This is a genomic window from Marinitoga okinawensis (assembly GCF_055387075.1).
In genome coordinates, this window is record NZ_AP042422.1 from 709,160 (window position 1) to 727,119 (window position 17,960).

The 17,960-nt window shown below is 29.7% G+C and carries 17 protein-coding genes and 1 pseudogene; 3 read left to right on the top strand and 15 right to left on the bottom strand.

Annotated features, from left to right (window positions below; all coding sequences use genetic code 11):
• Positions 1-45: 45 nt before the first annotated feature.
• Positions 46-756, bottom strand: coding sequence for a tetratricopeptide repeat protein (locus ACZ5CK_RS03515; RefSeq protein WP_464582522.1), 711 nt, complete (start codon positions 754-756; stop codon positions 46-48).
• Positions 757-895: 139 nt separating this feature from the next.
• On the opposite strand from ACZ5CK_RS03515, the gene ACZ5CK_RS03520 reads away from it, so the two are divergent.
• The gene (locus ACZ5CK_RS03520; protein WP_464582523.1) at positions 896-1,336 is read left to right on the top strand and encodes a Fur family transcriptional regulator; all 441 of its coding nucleotides are present in this window, start codon (positions 896-898) and stop codon (positions 1,334-1,336) included.
• Positions 1,337-1,502: 166 nt separating this feature from the next.
• On the opposite strand, the gene rnr is transcribed toward ACZ5CK_RS03520, so the two are convergent.
• Both rnr and dnaB read right to left on the bottom strand, forming a co-directional pair.
• Entirely contained in the window at positions 1,503-3,707 is a 2,205-nt protein-coding gene (gene rnr, locus ACZ5CK_RS03525) for a ribonuclease R (RefSeq protein WP_464582524.1), read from the bottom strand.
• 10 nt (positions 3,708-3,717) lie between these two features.
• A pseudogene (gene dnaB, locus ACZ5CK_RS03530) lies at positions 3,718-5,111 on the bottom strand (replicative DNA helicase).
• A 73-nt stretch (positions 5,112-5,184) separates the two neighbouring features.
• On the opposite strand from dnaB, the gene ACZ5CK_RS03535 reads away from it, so the two are divergent.
• Complete coding sequence (locus tag ACZ5CK_RS03535) at positions 5,185-5,376, top strand: hypothetical protein (protein WP_464582525.1); 192 nt, start codon at positions 5,185-5,187, stop codon at positions 5,374-5,376.
• A 92-nt stretch (positions 5,377-5,468) separates the two neighbouring features.
• Positions 5,469-5,933 (top strand): QueT transporter family protein, encoded by a 465-nt coding sequence (locus ACZ5CK_RS03540; RefSeq protein WP_464582526.1) that lies wholly within the window; start codon positions 5,469-5,471, stop codon positions 5,931-5,933.
• A 60-nt stretch (positions 5,934-5,993) separates the two neighbouring features.
• Here ACZ5CK_RS03540 and ACZ5CK_RS03545 read toward each other — a convergent pair whose 3' ends face one another.
• The 12 genes from ACZ5CK_RS03545 to glmU form a co-directional block, all read right to left on the bottom strand.
• Complete coding sequence (locus ACZ5CK_RS03545; protein WP_464582527.1) at positions 5,994-6,722, bottom strand: ABC transporter ATP-binding protein; 729 nt, start codon at positions 6,720-6,722, stop codon at positions 5,994-5,996.
• The gene (locus tag ACZ5CK_RS03550; RefSeq protein WP_464582946.1) at positions 6,706-7,530 is read right to left on the bottom strand and encodes an ABC transporter ATP-binding protein; all 825 of its coding nucleotides are present in this window, start codon (positions 7,528-7,530) and stop codon (positions 6,706-6,708) included. Before ACZ5CK_RS03550 ends, ACZ5CK_RS03545 begins: the two co-directional genes overlap by 17 nt.
• Positions 7,531-7,544: 14 nt before the next feature.
• On the bottom strand, positions 7,545-8,633 hold the full coding sequence (locus ACZ5CK_RS03555; protein WP_464582528.1) for a branched-chain amino acid ABC transporter permease: 1,089 nt from the start codon (positions 8,631-8,633) through the stop codon (positions 7,545-7,547).
• 4 nt (positions 8,634-8,637) lie between these two features.
• Positions 8,638-9,504 (bottom strand): branched-chain amino acid ABC transporter permease, encoded by an 867-nt coding sequence (locus ACZ5CK_RS03560; protein ID WP_464582947.1) that lies wholly within the window; start codon positions 9,502-9,504, stop codon positions 8,638-8,640.
• A gap of 101 nt (positions 9,505-9,605) precedes the next feature.
• A complete protein-coding gene (locus tag ACZ5CK_RS03565; protein ID WP_464582529.1) occupies positions 9,606-10,712 on the bottom strand; it encodes an ABC transporter substrate-binding protein in 1,107 nt (368 codons plus the stop codon).
• Positions 10,713-10,889: 177 nt separating this feature from the next.
• Complete coding sequence (locus ACZ5CK_RS03570) at positions 10,890-11,876, bottom strand: 6-phosphofructokinase (RefSeq protein ID WP_464582530.1); 987 nt, start codon at positions 11,874-11,876, stop codon at positions 10,890-10,892.
• 11 nt (positions 11,877-11,887) lie between these two features.
• Positions 11,888-13,867, bottom strand: a complete 1,980-nt coding sequence (locus tag ACZ5CK_RS03575; protein WP_464582531.1) for a sodium-translocating pyrophosphatase — start codon at positions 13,865-13,867, stop codon at positions 11,888-11,890.
• Between the two features lie 77 nt (positions 13,868-13,944).
• Complete coding sequence (locus tag ACZ5CK_RS03580; protein WP_464582533.1) at positions 13,945-14,376, bottom strand: hypothetical protein; 432 nt, start codon at positions 14,374-14,376, stop codon at positions 13,945-13,947.
• Entirely contained in the window at positions 14,373-14,948 is a 576-nt protein-coding gene (gene pth / locus ACZ5CK_RS03585) for an aminoacyl-tRNA hydrolase (RefSeq protein ID WP_464582534.1), read from the bottom strand. Before pth ends, ACZ5CK_RS03580 begins: the two co-directional genes overlap by 4 nt.
• 3 nt (positions 14,949-14,951) lie before the next feature.
• Positions 14,952-15,581, bottom strand: coding sequence for a 50S ribosomal protein L25 (locus tag ACZ5CK_RS03590; protein WP_464582535.1), 630 nt, complete (start codon positions 15,579-15,581; stop codon positions 14,952-14,954).
• Between the two features lie 33 nt (positions 15,582-15,614).
• Positions 15,615-16,571: a ribose-phosphate pyrophosphokinase gene (locus tag ACZ5CK_RS03595; RefSeq protein ID WP_464582536.1), complete on the bottom strand. Its 957-nt coding sequence runs from the start codon at positions 16,569-16,571 to the stop codon at positions 15,615-15,617.
• Positions 16,572-16,575: 4 nt separating this feature from the next.
• On the bottom strand, positions 16,576-17,925 hold the full coding sequence (glmU, locus tag ACZ5CK_RS03600) for a bifunctional UDP-N-acetylglucosamine diphosphorylase/glucosamine-1-phosphate N-acetyltransferase GlmU (RefSeq protein WP_464582537.1): 1,350 nt from the start codon (positions 17,923-17,925) through the stop codon (positions 16,576-16,578).
• Positions 17,926-17,960: the final 35 nt, after the last annotated feature.

Genomic DNA, 17,960 nt, shown 5'->3' on the forward strand with positions numbered 1-17,960 from the left:
TCTAATAAAAAAGATGGTTAGCTATGCATTAGCTAACCATTCTTTTTATTTTAAATTGTTTAATTCTTTCTTAGAATCCTCTTTTGCTTCTTTTCCTTGTTCTATCCAATCAGGATGTAAAGGCATATTTATAACTTTTTCAAACATTTCTTTAGCTTTATCATATTTTTTCCATATTTTATATAAAACACCTAATTCATAATAAGCATTAACATAACCAGGTTCAATTTCGGCAGCTTTAAGTAAATACTGTTCAGATTTTTTATAATTATTCATGGGCCATGGAACATCTCTATATCTCATCCCCATCGCAATATAAGCAGTATATAAATTGGGATCGAGTTTTATAGCTTTTTTAATATGTTCATCAAAATCACCAAGTAAAAATAAACTAGAAACTATCCCTTTATATTGAGCTAATCTTCCAATTGCAGCACCAAGTGCATAATGTGCATACCCATTGTTTTCATCTAGTTTTACCGCTTTTTTACCAATCTCAACAGCTTCATTATATATATTTTCTTTTTTATCTTCTGAAACACCCCAGTTTGCATATTCTGTTAAAGCATTACAATATAATGCTAACATCGAAGCATCATTTGTATAATTTTTTAATTTTGTTAATAATTCTTCCATCTCTTGAATTTTGTGATAACTATTTATTTTTTTAAACTCATTATAAAGATCAGAAAATGTTTCTGCATATAGCATTACAAAAGAAATAATTAGAAATACAAAGATAATAATTCTTTTCATTTACATCCCTCCTGTTATAATATTAATACAATTATATCACAAAAATTAAAATTTTGTATCAAGACTTGATTTTTAATCGAAAATGGTATAAAATTAATATAGAATTATAATCAATTTAATATTGAAAGGATGTGGTTATATGAGTGAAGAAGAAAAAATTGAATATATTAGTAGTATATTAAGGGAAAAGGATATTTCGCCATCTTTACAGAGAATTCAAATTTACAAATATCTTATGGATAATCAGGTTCATCCAAATGTAGATATGATCTATAGAGATTTGGTGAAAAAAATACCAACTTTATCAAAAACTACAGTATATAATACATTAAAATTGTTTCAATCTAAAGATTTAGTATCTGTTATCACAATTGAGGAAAATGAGGCCAGATATGATATACATACTCATCTACATGGTCATTTTAAATGTTTAAATTGTGGAAAAATATTTGATTTTGATATTGAAGAATTAAAATTTGATCCAATGATTGAAAAAGAGAATAAAATTATTGATCAGCAATTATACATTAAAGGTTACTGTAAAGAATGTATAGAAAAAATGAATAAAGAAAAAGAATAACAAACAAGCCCGAGAGGGCTTTTTTTGTTACAAATTAATTAACTTGAAATATAATGTGTATCTTTTTGTATTTTTATGATATAATATGTAATGAAAAGAGAAAAATACCTAGGGGGGTATAGGGGCCGCCGCATCGGTAACGAATGCCGTGCGGCTCTTTTTTATTTTAAAATTTCTTTTTCTTCTTTGATTTTTTTATTTTTATTTTAGCATTAGGATATTTATTTTTTAGTTCTTTTTCAATTAATTTATCATTTTTTTCTACTATTTCAAAATCAATTTCTGCAGTTAATTTATTTGCTTTTTTAACTCTTACTTTTAATTTGTCTCCCAATCTATAAATTTTATTAGTTCTTTCCCCAATCAATACATTTTGTTTTTCATTATAAATATAATAATCATCCATAGTAGAAACGTGTATTAATCCTTGAATAAATTTATCTGGTATTTCTACAAACATGCCAAATTTTGTTATATTAGTAATATACACATCAAATGTTTCTCCAATATGTGACATGATATATTCAACTTTCTTCATATCTGTTAAATCCCATTCCGCTTCATTTGCAACTCTCTCTCTTTTGGAACTATGAGAAGCTATTTCTGGAAGTAACTTGCTATATTTTTCTATTTCGTTGTTTTTGAAAGTACCGCTATTTTTTAAATATTTTTTCAATAATCTATGTACAATTAAATCTGGATATCTTCTAATTGGAGAAGTAAAATGTGTATAATTTTGAGATGCTAAACCAAAATGTCCGACATTCATATCTGAATATACAGCTCTTTTCAATGATCTAACCAATAATTTTTGTATACTTTTTCTTAAAGGATGTTCTTTTAATTGTTCTAGCATGTCTTGTAATAATTTTGGATGAATATTTTTAGGAAATTTATATTTTAAACCCATTATTTCTAAGTAATTTTTTAATTGTAATAACATATCTGGATCTGGTTCTTCGTGAATTCTATATATGAATGGTAATCCTTGTGAATCAAAAATAGAGGCTATAGTTTCATTTGCTTTGATCATAAATTCCTCTATAATAACTTCAGATATACCTCTTTCAACAGGTATAATATCTACAACATTTCCTCTTTCATCAAATTCAAACTTTACTTCACCACCTTCAATGTCTAAAATGGCTCCTCTTCTTTTTCTATTTTCTCTTATTATTTCCATTAATTCTCTCATCAATTCAAGATTTGGTCTTAACCATCCAATTTCTTTTTCCAATATCTCATCAGCTTCATTATTCAATAATTTATTTACTTTATTATAGGTTAATCTTTTTTTGCTTTTTATAACACCGTTATATACGTTGAAATCAATAACATCACCATTTTGATCAATTTCCATAATTAATGACATAGTCAATCTATCTTCATTTTCTACTAGCGAACAAATCCAATCTGATAATTCATGAGGAAGCATTGGTATTACGGTATCTATAAGATAAACACTTGTACCTCGTTTAAATGCCTCTTTGTCTAAATTTGAATTTTCTTTTACATAATGAGAAACATCAGCGATATGTACTCCTAATAAATAATTACCATTTTCTAATTTTTTTACTTGAACAGCATCATCAAAATCTTTTGCACTATCTCCATCTATTGTAACTATAATTTCATCTCTAAAATCTTTTCTTCCTTTTAAATCCTTTTTTTGAATAGTATTAGGTATTTTTAATGCTTCTTTCATAACATTTACTGGAAATACTCCTGGCTCTGGAAGTTCATGTTTTATAATTACTATAGGCAAATCAACTTTTGGATCATTTACATTTCCTATTATTTTGGTTATTTTTACTTCTGGATTTTTATGAGTATATTTTATTATTTCGGCTTCAACAATTTGACCTGGTTTGGCTTTATTAAAGTTTTCTGGAGAAACATAAAAATCTGTATGGATTTTTTGATCTATTGGTAATACAAAACCAAATAATTTTTTTTGTTCAAATATACCAACAACTTTTTTCATTCCTCTTTTTAAAACTCTTATCACTTTTCCTTTTGGTAGGTCTCTCCATGTACCAATTATTTCAATTAATACAGTATCTTTGTGCATGGCATCTTTGACATTTTCTAAAGTGATAGCTATTTCTTCTCCATTTTTTGTATTAACAAAAGCCATACTTCCTCTTCTGGTAAATTCAATAACCCCTATTTTCATATTTTTATCTAATGGACAAAATCGATTTTTTGAATTTTTATATAATTCACCATCTTCCAGCAATTCTTTTAATGCATTACGTATTTTACTTTTTTCCTCTTTTGTTTTCGCTTTGAACTTATCATAAATCTCCTTTTGTAATAATGGTTTCTTTTCAATTAATTTTAAAATTTTACTTTTTATACTTTTTTCCATTTTTTTCCTCCTAATATTTATCTTTATGTATATTATCCTTTTCATAAAATAAAGTAACTTTTGGGTCAAACATTAATTTAATAGTACCAACAGGCCCATTTCTTTGTTTCCCAATTATTAATTCCGATTCGTGTGGATGATTTAAAATTAAATTTTCATTATTTTTATCTTTATTATCACTTTCTTTTTTTCGTTTATAATAAGCATCTCGGTATAAGAACATTACCATATCAGCATCTTGTTCTATAGCTCCAGATTCTCTTAAATCACTTAATCGGGGTCTTTTATCTTCTCTCTGTTCTACAGCTCTTGAGAGTTGTGAAAGAGCGACAATAACTACATTTAATTCTCTTGCTAATAATTTTAAAGAACGAGAAATTTCTGAAATTTCTTGTTGTCTACTTTCAGAAGCTCTGCTTCTAGACGACATTAACTGAAGATAATCAATGAAAATTGCTTCAATTCCATATTCTCTTTTCATTCTCCTGGCTTTAGCTCTTAAAGTTCTTGGGTCAAGACCAGGTTCATCATCCACAACAATTTTTGACTGAGAAAGTTTATGTGCTGTATTTACTAATTTATTCCAGTCTTCATTACTAAGCATTCCAGTTCTTACTTTTTGCAAATCCACTTGTGCTTCAGCACATAAAATTCTTTGAACCAGTTGTTCTTTTGACATTTCTAAATTAAACATTGCTATAGGTGTTTTATATTTTATAGCTAAATTACTTGCAACATTTAGTGCAAATGCAGTTTTACCCATAGATGGCCTGGCAGCGATAATAATTAAATCAGATTTATGAAATCCGGAAGTTAATCGATCTAATGAAATGAAACCAGTAGGTAAACCAGTTACAAGAGCATTTGGTTCAACTGAAGCTCTTTTTTTAATTCATCTAATTTTTCAAAAACATCATGAACAATATTTGGTACAGAATCATATGTTCTAGTAGCTCTTGATTCTGCTATCTCAAAAATTTTCTTTTCGGCAAAATCTAGTATTTCTTCAGCTTCACCTATAGTTCTTGTTGCTTCTACTATTTCGGTGCTAGCAGTAACGAGACTTCTTAATAAAGATTTATCCTTAATTATTTTAGCATAATACAATGCATTAGCAGGTGTTGGAACAACTTCAGCTAGATATATTAATTTATCTTCACCACCTGCTTTTTCTAATAAATTAGCATTTCTTAAATTTTCCATTACAGATATTGCATCTACTGGAAGGCCTCTATCAAATAAATCTTCTATTATTTTAAAAATTATTTGATGTTGTTGATTATAAAAATCATTAGATCTTATTTCTTCTAAAATATCAGGTAAAATTTGAGGATCTAAAAAAATGCTACCTAATAATGCCTCTTCTGCTTCGAGATTATGTGGCGGAGTTAATTCTTTATTCAATTTTAATACCTCCTTTTACAACACATGATATAATTATAATACTTTAATGTAAAAATTCCAAGGAGGATAAAAAATGTTAGCAAATATATTTTTCTTTATAGGAGTTGTTTTTATAATAAATGGAATTTATATGTTTAATTCTTCTGTAAAAGAAACAAGAAAAGGGTATATGAAAAATGAAGATAAAATAAGAAAAAGCGATAAAAATGCGTTAATATCATTGGGGATAGGGCTTTTATTCTTTTTTATTACATCGTTATTTTAACATATAATTATTTTTTTAATAATAAATTTAGTATATAATTGTTCTTCGGCGGTCGCAGCACCCGCCTCAACAAAACAAGGAGGTGTGTTTTTGTGAAAACTAAAAACATTGTATTGGCAGGTGTAGTTGCAGCATTATATGTTGCATTAACGGTAGTATTGGCTCCAATTAGTTATGGACCTTTACAGGTTAGAATTTCGGAAGCATTAACAGTTTTACCTTTTTTTAATCCTATTTTTATTCCAGCATTGTATATAGGAGCTATGTTAGCAAATATTTTTGGTGGATTTGGAGCTATAGATATATTTTTAGGTAGTGCATTAACTCTTTTAGCAGCTTATTTAACTTATAAAATGCCAAATAAATATTTAGCTCCTTTACCACCAGTGATAGTTAATGCATTTGGCGTATCTGCATATGTTGCGCCTCTTGCAAAGGTTCCATATTGGCCAACTGTATTATGGATTGGAATAGGTGAATTAATAGCCTGTTATGCTTTAGGATTACCATTTTTACTCTTTATTGAAAAGAGAGGAATTTTTCAAAGACAAAAATAATATGACAACAGCTCCCTATTTGGGAGCTGTTGCTTTATGCAAATGGAGTATGACGGCGTATTAGGCCATTCCTAAATATGCTTTTTGTACATTTTCATCTTTTAATAATAAGTCAGAGTCATTTTCAAGTATAATGTTACCAGTTTCTAAAACGTATCCATAATGAGATATTTTCAAAGCTTGCGCAGCATTCTGTTCTATAAGAAGAATTGTACCGCCGTTTTCATTTATAACCTTAATTATATCAAAAACCTCAGAAACAAGAACAGGTGCTAAACCTAAGGATGGCTCATCCATCATTATTAAATCTGGTCTTCCCATTAATGCTCTACTAATTGCTAACATTTGTTGTTCGCCACCAGATAATGTACCCCCTAATTGTTTAATTCTTTCTTTTAATCTTGGAAAAAGGTTAAATACCCAATTTAAATCTCTTTCTATTTCTTCTTTATCATTTCTATTAAAAGCACCCATCATTAAATTTTCATAAACTGTTAAATTAGGGAATATTCTCCTTCCTTCTGGAACCAAGGCTATTCCAAGCCTATTTATTTCATGAGAATGTTTTCCGGCTATGTTTTTGTTTTTATAAAGTATTTCACCGCTTTTGGGTTTTACCAAACCTGCTATAGCTGAAAGAGTGGAGGTTTTTCCTGCACCATTTGCACCGATTAAAGTAACTATCTTTCCTTTTGGAACTTTTATATTAATACCTTTAACAGCATGAATGGCTCCATAAAATATATTTAAATCTTTAACCTCTAAAACAATATCATTCTGCTTTTGCATCTTTCCACTCCTCTCCGAGGTATGCTTCGATAACTCTTGGGTTTTTCTGTATTTCTTCAGGTTTTCCTTCTGCAATAATAGCACCATAATCTAATACTAAAATTCTTTCGCATACCCCCATAACAACTTTCATATCATGTTCAATTAATAATATAGATAAATTAAAATCATCTCTAATTTGTTTAATAAAATGCATAAGTTCTTCTGATTCTTGTGGATTCATACCTGCTGCTGGTTCATCCAATAATAATACTTTAGGATGTGTAGCTAATGCTCTAGCTATTTCCAGTTTTCTTTGTAACCCATAAGGTAAAGCTGAAGCTTTTTCTTCGGCTAAATGTAGTAAACCAACTTTTTCTAATAAAAGCAACCCTTCCTTAATCATTTGTTTTTCTTTTCCAAAATATCCAATTTTTGTTAAAGCTTTTAAAAACCATAATGGTGAACTACCTTTAGTTTTTTTTCCGTTTTTCTTTAAAACCTTATCTACATCAGGATTAGATAACATATGATGTTGTGCAACAATAACATTTTCTAATACAGTCATATCTTGGAATAACCTAATATTTTGAAATGTCCTTGATATACCTAAATGAGTTATTTCATGTGGTTTATAAGGAGTAATATCAATTCCGTCGAATATTACCTTTCCTTTAGTAGGAATATAAATACCAGTAATTACATTAAAGGCTGTTGTCTTACCTGCACCATTAGGTCCAATTAGCCCTAATAATTCACCTTCATATAGTTGATTGTGAAAATCATTTACTGCAATCAAACCACCAAATTGCATCGTTATATGGTTCATCTCGAGTATTTTTTTCACTTCGATTCACCTTCTTTACCTAAATATATCTCAGCTAGTGATTGTTTTTTAACTTTTATACCAAATAATTTTAAAAACTTTTCCCAGGAGAATTCAGCTCTTCCCATAATACCTTTTTGCCAGAAAATCATAATAAATATAAATATTGCAGATATAACTAACATTCTCATTCCTGGAATTCCAGGTACATGAATTCCAAATAAATCAAATGGTTCTTCTAAAGATCTCAAGTATTCAAACATCAAAGCAAATACACCTGCACCTATAATAGAACCAGTGATACTACCTAAACCACCAAGAACAACCATGATTAATACATAGAAAGTTAATAATGGCCCAAATGTTGTAATTCTAGGATCTATTGTTGTTAACCAATGAGCATAAAGAGCTCCAGAAATACCTGCAAAAAAAGCACCAAATACAAAAGCCATTAATTCATGTTTAAATACATTTATTCCCATAGACTCTGCAGCTATAGAATCTTCTCTTATTGCAATTAATGCACGTCCATATGAACTTTTTACTAAACTGATAATAGCTATTAATGTAACTAATAACCAACCCCATGCCCAATAAACATTTGTATAATTAGGTAATCCTTTTAATCCTAATGGACCGTTTGTAATACTAATTACATTATTTGCTAGAACTCTAGCAATTTCAGCAAATCCTAAACTAGCAATTGCTAAATAATCTCCAGATAATTTTAATGTTGGCCAACCAATTAAAAATGCAAAAACTGAAGCAATAACTCCACCTGCTAATGTTGCAACTAAGAAGTTAGCATGTAAATTTAATAACCAAGGTTGTATAGGAACGATAATGTATGATAATTCTTTTTGAAATGGTTCAAGAGTTAATAAAGCAGAAGTGTAAGCGCCTAATAACACAAATCCCGCATGCCCAAGGGAGAATATCCCTGTTATACCATTGATTAAATTTAAACTAACAGACATGATAGCATAAATAGGAATCAGGGTAATTATTCTCAAAGTATAATCATCAAAGTTTCCTTGAGCATATGAAAGAAATAAGGTAAATAATACGATTGTTGAAATATTTAATATCCAATTTGTTTTCTTCATACTCTCACACCTTTACTACGGATTTTTTACCCAATAATCCGTCTGGTTTTATTAATAATATAACTATAAGAATGATAAATGCGAAAGCATCTCTATACCCTGCAGCTCCTGGCATTAAAGCTACGAGGAATATTTCAAGTAGCCCCAATAGGAATCCTCCAACAACTGCTCCGGGTATGGAACCTATACCTCCTAAAACAGCTGCAATAAAGGCTTTTAGGCCAGGCATGAATCCCATATATGGGAATACATTAGGATATCTCATAGCCCACATGATTCCACCAGCAGCAGCCATTGCAGAACCAAGAGCAAATGTAAAACCTATAACCATATCAACATTGATCCCCATTAAAGAAGTTGTTGGGATATCGGAGGATATAGCCCTCATAGCCATACCAATCTTTGTTCTATATACAATCCAGAATAAGATCAAAAATATAATGGCTGTTACAAAGAAAATTAAAAATGTCATTACAGGAATTCTTGCCCCTAAAACATTCCAGGTTTTGTCCATTATCCATTTGTTATTATCATTAAATACAGTAGTAAAAGATTTTGGAACCGCACCAAAAAGAACAACAGCAACACTTTCTAAAAAGAAACTCATACCAATAGCTGTTATTAAAGCAGAAATTCTTGGTGCATTTCTTAAAGGTTTATATGCGATTCTATCAATCAAGAAACCTAATATAGCAGCACCTAAAACTCCTATAATAACGGATAACCATAAAGGAGAACCCATTAAAGAAGCATAAAATGCAAAATACACGCCCATCATCATAATGTCTCCATGAGCAAAATTGATAAGCCTTAGGATACCATAAACCATAGTATAACCTACAGCTAAAAGGGCATATAATCCGCCAAACATTAGCCCATTAAAAAGATTTTGTAGAAAAGTAGCTCCACTCAATGCCGACACCTCCATTTTCAATAAAAAACCCCGGAAGACCGGGGAAATATTTTTTTAATTTAGTAATTTGCTGGGTTAATGGTTGTTACATATGTAAATTCTCCATTCTTAACCATATCTATAACAACAGATTTTTCAGCATCACCATTTTTGTTAATAGTAATCATACCTGTTGCACCTGGGAAGTTTTTAACTTCTCTTATAGCTTTTGCGATAGCCTTTGGATCTGCTTTCCCCGCCATTTCAATAGCTTTTCTTAATACTAAATATGCGTCAAATCCTAAAGCATGCATAGCGCCTGGTTCTTCCCCATATTTTTCTTTGAATTTTTCGACAAAAACTTTTGTCATTTCAGTTGCAGCACCCTTTGGATGGAAATGAGTTGTGTAATATAAACCTTCTACAGCATCTCCACCTATCTTTATTAATTCAGGAGCTTCTGCGCCATCACCAGCTAAAATAGGACCATTGAAACCTAACATTCTTGCTTGTCTTGCAAATAATGAAATTTCTGGATAATAACCTGTTATATATAAAACATCAGGGTTTTTATTTATAGCGTCTGTTAACTGAGCACTAAATTCTTGGTCACCAGTTTTAAAGAATTCGATGAAATAGTTCCCGCCTAATTCTTGGAATTTCTTTTTAAAGAAATTAGCAAGACCAACACTATAATCTTGTTCTACATCAATAAATACAGCAGCTTTTTTTGCGTTTAAATTTTTAAATGCGAAAATAGCAGCGGCAGCACCTTGATAAGGATCAATGAAACATACACGAGATACGTATTTTTTTCTGTTTGTAACCAATGGATTTGTTGAAGAAGAAGTTAACATAGGAATATGTTTTCTTTCTGCAACAGCTCCGCCAGCTAATGAATGAGCACTAGCTACCTCACCAATAATAGCAACAACTTTTTCTTTATCGATAACCCTACTTACAGCATTAGCGGCTTCTGTTTTTTCTGATCTGTTATCAACTAATACTAAATCAATTTTTTCACCTAATACTTCAGGATACATCTCATGAGCTAATTCAATACCTTGCCATGACATTTCACCAAATGCAGCAATTCCACCGGTCATTGGTAAAACTACACCAATTTTAATATTTGCGAATAAAACCAATGAAAGAACTAAAATCAAGGCTAACAAAAATTTCTTCATAGAATCCCTCCCTTTCTAATGTTTAATCAATGTAAAAACTTGATTATATTTTACTATATTTTAATATTGTTGTCAAGTATGAAATATTTTTCATAGCATTTATTAAAATAAGACAATATTTATTAACTTTTTTATAATGTAATAAAAAAAGCCCTTTCGGGCTCTGTTAAAATTTCTTTAAAAAAATAGTTTAGCCATTTCGTATATTTTTGGATCAATTTCTTTGTTTTTTAAAAGTTCTTGAGTAAAAGGAACTTCATGTATATCAAATCCTTTTAAAGATAATGCAATATTAACTTTACCTTTCTTTATATATTCAATAGCTTTTGTAGAAAACATTGTGGCAATTAATCTATCAAAAGAAACAGGAGTTCCTCCTCTTTGCATATACCCTAAATTGACGTTTTTACATTCAACGTTATCAATGTTTTCTTTAATAAAATTAGATATTATTTCAGATGGAGAATTTCCTTTTGAAATTTCAGGTAAAGAACATTTTTCTTGCACAACTACAATAGAAAATTTTTTACCCTCATTATATCTTTTTTTAATGTTTTTTATTAAATCATCCGAATCAAATTTAATTTCTGGTATTAAAATATAATCAGCTCCACCCGTAAGACCACCTAATGTTGCTAACCAACCAGCTTCATCTCCTCCCACTTCAACAACTATAACTCTATGTCCAGCACTTGCTGTTGAGTGTAATGCATCTAAAGTTTTTGTTACAGTTTCTAAAGCGGTAAAAAATCCTATGCTAAAATCTGTCCATGGCAAATCATTATCAATTGTTGCAGGTATTACAATTGAAGGCATACCATCATTAGAAATCTTTAAGGCGATTTGTGTACCGGTGTGTCCGCTCATTATAACAAATGCAGTAATTTGATATTTTTCGAAATTTTCTTTTAATTTTTTAAAATCATCTGGATTTTTAGTTGGATCAAATTTTGAAGAACCTAATATTGTTCCACCACGTTCTAAAATACCAGAAACATGTTCTTTAGTCATTACGAATACTCTATCTTCAATAAAACCTTTGAACCCATCGTAAACTCCTAGCACTTCAATATCTTCAATTGCAGATTTTCTAATTAAAGCTCTAATAGCACTGTTTAATCCAGGACAATCTCCACCAACATTCAAAACAGCAATTCTTTTCATAAAACCCCTCCTTATTTGAATAATTTTATTAATATAGGTATTACAACAATTGAGACAATAGACATGAGTTTTATTAATATATTAATTGCAGGACCCGCTGTATCTTTAAAAGGATCACCAACGGTATCACCTATAACAGAAGCTTTATGAGCAAAAGAACCTTTTCCACCATAATTACCTTCTTCTATATATTTTTTTGCATTGTCCCAAGCACCTCCAGAATTAGCCATGAAAATTGCTAACATAACTCCTGATACTGTGGTACCAACAAGCATTCCAGCTACTGATTCTTTTCCAAGTATAAAGAACATTATAATGGGCATGAATACAGCTAGTAAAGAAGGCATAATCATTTTTCTTAATGCACCTTTAGTTGCTATTGCAACACAAGATTTATAATCTGGATCAGCTTTACCTTCCATTAGACCTACGATTTCTTTGAATTGCCTTCTTACTTCGGTAACCATAATTTCAGCTGCATCTCCAACAGCTTTCATTGCCATTGATGAAAATAAAAATGGAAGCATTCCACCTATTAATGCACCTATGAAAACTTGAGATTTTGATAAATCTATAATACTTAAATTTGTAACTTTAGTATAGGATGCAAACAATGCTAATGCGGTAAGTGCAGCTGAACCTATAGCAAATCCTTTACCAATAGCGGCTGTTGTATTCCCAACGGCATCTAATTGATCCGTACGTTCTCTCACGTAAGGCTTTAATTCAGCCATTTGAGCAATTCCACCAGCGTTATCAGCTATTGGGCCATACGCATCAATAGCTAAAGTTATACCGAGTGTAGATAACATTCCAACACCAGCTAAAGCAATACCAAATAACCCCATTAAATAATAAGATACTATCGTTGCTATTGATATTAAGATGACAGGTATAGCAGTGGATTCCATTCCTATAGCCATTCCATTAATCAATAATGGAGCAGCACCACTTTCTGCACTTTTTGCAAGATGTTTTATAGGAGATTTAGCAGTATAATATTCGGTTATATTACCTATTATCATTCCAACAAGCATACCGAAAAATATTACAATAAAAGGATATATACTCTTTAATATTATTAAAGAAAGAAATAGCGCACCTAATAGTGTTAAACTATTTGCAATATAAGTTCCAAAATGTAAAGCTTTTGAAGGATCTACATTTTCTTTATTTTTAACATTTAAATTAAAAATTAAGATACCTATTATTGCAGATAAGATACCAATTGAAGTGACTAAAAAAGGAAATACAGCACCATTTTCATTATAGGATAAAACACCTAAAGCGGAAGCGGAAAATATAGAACCAACAAATGATTCGTACAAGTCAGCTCCCATTCCAGCAACATCTCCAACGTTGTCTCCAACATTATCAGCAATAACTGCAGGATTTCTTGGGTCATCTTCTGGAATGCCAGCTTCTGTTTTTCCAACTAAGTCAGCGCCGACATCAGCAGCTTTTGTAAATATTCCACCACCAACTCTAGCAAAAAGTGCAACTAAAGATGCTCCCATAGCATAACCGCTCATTGAAATTGTATCACCATTTGTTAAATAATATACTAGACCTAAACCAAATAAACCTAATGATGCAACAGTCATTCCCATTACAGCCCCACCATTAAATGCTATTTTTAATCCTTTATTTAATGATTCTATAGCGCCTTGAGCTGTTCTTGTGTTAGTTTTTGTTGCAATACTCATTCCAAAAAAACCAGCTGCTACAGATAAAGTTGAACCTAAGAAAAAAGAAAATGCCATTTTCCATCCGTTAAAAATACCTAATAGTAAAAAGATAATAATGACTATAACGTATAAAATTTTGTATTCAGAAATTAAAAAAGCTTTAGCCCCTGACTGTATTGCTCCGGAAATTTTTTGCATTTTTTCATTTCCTGGAGAATTTTCTAATACCTTGAATGTAAGAAAAACTGTAAATATAATACCGATTAATCCAAAAATGACTCCACTTAGATTTAAAATATACATTAAAACCCTCCCTTCCAATTTATAGAAATATTATATCATAATAAGTAAAAAATCTGGCTAAATTAATAGCCAGATTTTTATAATAATTTTTTTATATTATTGATTATATTTTCGATTGCTTTCATTCTTTCTAAGTCTTTATCATTTTTTGCTTTTTCATATTCATTTTTCCAAAAATTTAAACCTCTTTTTATTATAAATTGTGTATCTCTTACTTTAGAATTATCATCACTTTTAAATAGAATTTTTTTTATAAAAACCGGTTGTTCAATAAGAACTTTGCTTTTGATGTTTTTAAACTCAATATTTTCACTTTTTGTATTATATATATTTTTAAAAAATGTTTTTGTATTATAAATTTTTAAACTTTTTGTGTTTAATGGAAGTATATGAAATTTAACAATTTCTTTTATACAATTATTACAATAAGCAATATTTTCTTGAATGCCATCATAATCAAATTTTTGAACAATATCAGCTTCATTTTTTTTACAAAGTTGACAGATCATAATGATTCATCTCCGATTAAATCTTTATTATTAAATTTATTCATAGCATCACTTATTTTATTATCAATTATTAAATCAATAGCTTCTATTGTTTTATCAATAACCTTGTTAATTTTATACATTTCGTCATTAGAAAATTCACTAAGAACATAATTAGCTAAGTCAATATAATCTGGTTTTGGACCAATTCCTATTCTAATTCTTGGAAATTCAGAACTTTGCAAAACTGATATTATAGATTTTAAACCGTTATGACCTCCAGCAGAACCATTAGGCCTAATTCTTATTTTTCCTATATTCAATGTGACATCATCATACACTACAATCAAATCATTTAAATTATTTATTTTATTTTTCAAATCATATAAAACTTTTCCGCTTAAATTCATGTATGTAAGCGGTTTTATTAGCATTAGCTTATCATTGTAATAACCCTCAAAAGTCCTTTTTTCTATTTTTTTAAATAATGTTTTATTTAATTCAAAATATCTATCTACAACCAAAAACCCCACGTTATGTTTTGTAAAAACATAACGTGGGCCTGGATTTCCTAGACCTATTATTATTTTCATTGATTAAGCTTCTTCTCCCTCTTCTTCAGCTTCTTCTCCCTCTTCTTCAGCTTCTTCAGTAACTTTTCCTGCTTCAGGAATTGCAACGACTACTTCATCAGGATCTATTAATACATCAATTTCTTCTGATATGTTCAAATCTTTAATTGTTAAGTGATCATTAACATCTAAATCTGATATATCAACAACAAATTTTTCTACAATATCTTTTGGCAAAATTTCTACAGGTAATTCGTGAAGATGTATTTCTAACATACCTCCCTTTGATAAACCTTTAGCTTCACCAGTGAATTCAATAGGAATATTAAGGTGCATTTTATGCCCAGCTGCTGGAACATAAAAATCAGCATGAATAGGTTTATCAGTAACTTTATGTCTTTGGACAGTTTTTAAGAAAGCAGTAACGTTATAAGTTTCACCATTTTCTTTTGTAATTTCTAATTGAATAGGTGTAGTTTCTTCAATTTTATCAAGCAGTAAAATCGTTTCAACAGAAGAAACTTTTATATGGATATTATCGCCTTCTAAACCAGGTCCATATACTACAGCAGGAACAAAACCTTCCTTTTTCACATGATTTGATTTTTCTCCTTCTTTTCTTTCAACAGCTTTTAGTTTATATACTTTTGCCATGTTAATCCCTCCTATGTAAATAAATTATTTTGATTATTTAAATAAAATACTAACTGATAAATTATTTTTAATTCTTGCTATTGTTTCACCCAATAAAGAAGCGACAGATAATATATGAAATTTGTCTGGCAAGTCATTATGATATATTGTATCTGTAACATATATTTTTTCAATTACTGAATTTTGTAACTTTTCTTTTGCATTTTTGGAAAGAACTCCATGAGTTGCACAAGCTATTATACTTTTTGCACCTTTTTTCTTTAACATTTCAGCTGCACCAACCAAGGAACCACCAGTATCTATTATATCATCAAAAATTATAGCTGTTTTACCTTCAACATCACCAATAATATTTACTATTTCAGCTACATTGTCTTTAGGACGTCTTTTATCTAAAATAGCTAAAGGTAGGTTCAACTTTTCTGCTAATTTTCTAGCCCTTTTTACACCACCAACATCAGGTGAAACTACAACGGAATCATCTTCGTCAAAAGTAGAGCATTCATTTTTAAAATAATTAACAAATACGGGAAATCCCATTAAATTATCAACAGGGATATCAAAAAAACCTTGTATTTGCTCTGCATGTAAATCTATGGTAACAACTCTCGTTGCGCCAGCCACAGTTAATAAATTAGCTACTAATTTAGCAGATATTGGATCTCTTCCACGGGCTTTTCTATCTTGACGAGCATATCCAAAATAAGGTATTACAACAGCAATAGAATTTGCTGAAGCTCTTTTTAAAGCATCAATCATAATTAATAACTCCATTAAATTGTCATTAACAGGAGCAGATGTTGATTGAATAACAAAAGTATCTAATCCTCTAACTGTTTCACCAATTCTAAGATTAACTTCACCATCAGCAAATCTTTTTAATTCGACTTCACTTAATCTAATTCCTAAATATTGAACTATTTTCTCAGCTAAAGGTTGATTAGAATTACCACTAAAAATTTTTATTTCGTGGGCCATTGAAAAAGGCATTTTTTTACTCTCCTTTCTCCCTCTTTTGATATACCCAATTTTCTTTATTAATCTGTCTAGCTCTACCAAGAGCTAAACTACCTTTAGGTATATCATTTGTAATTGTCGAACCTGCACCAATCAATACATCATCTTCAATTTTTAATGGAGCAACTAATGAAGAATTGCTTCCTACGAAAACTCTATTACCAATAAATGTTTTATGTTTATTTTTTCCATCATAATTACATGTAATTGTTCCTGCTCCGATATTTGTGTTTTCACCTATTGTAGCATCTCCTAAATACGATAAATGCTGAGCTTTTGTATTTTTATTTATAATAGATTTTTTCGTTTCAACAAAATTGCCAATCTTTACATTTTCTTTTAATACGGTTCCTGTTCTTAATCTGGAAAATGGTCCAACTGAAGCATTATTTTCAATAGTAGCTTCTTCGCATTCTGAACGAATTATTTTTACATTATTACCAATTTTGCAGTTGTTAATTTTAGTCATTGGCCCAATTTCACAATCTTCACCTATTGTCGTATCTCCAAAAATAAAAGTCATTGGATGAATTATAGTGTCTTGTTTTATTTCAACATTTGGAGAAATATAAGTTGTTTCTGGATCAATTATAGTTACGCCATTTATCATCAGTTTATTTAAAACTCTTTTTCTCATTATCTTTTCGGCTTCTGCTAATTGTATTCGATTATTTATTCCTAACACTTCTGAATGGTCTTCTAATAAATATGTTTCAACATAATCTAAATGTTTAGGAACATCAGTTAAATAATATTCTCCTTGTTTATTATTAGGTTTAATTTTATCTAATCCAAATAATAACTTGCTTCCCTTAAAAATAACAAAGCCAGTGTTTATTTCTTTTATATTTTTTTGTTCATTATTTGTATCAGCATCCTCAACAATGTCGATAAAATTTCCATCTTTGTCTTTAATAATTCTACCATAACCAGATGGATTATCTAATATTGCTGTTAGAATTGTTGCATCTGCATGTGTTTCTTTATGTTTATTGATTAAGTTTTTTAAAGTTGTTTCAGTTATTAATGGGGTATCACCATATAATATTAATATATCTTCATCATTTAAAAATTCTTTTGCAGACATTACAGCATGACCAGTTCCTAATTGCTTATCTTGATAATATATTTCAACATCAGTTGGTAAAATTTTCTCTACAAGTTCACTTTTATATCCTAATATAACACCTATTTTTGATGGATTTAACTTTTTTGCAGTTTCAATAACCAAATTTACCAATTCTTTATTCATGATTTTATGCATAACTTTTGGATATTTTGATTTCATTCTTTTTCCTAAACCTGCAGCTAATATTAAAACTCTCATAATACACCCCCGATATATCACTATCTTATTTTAAC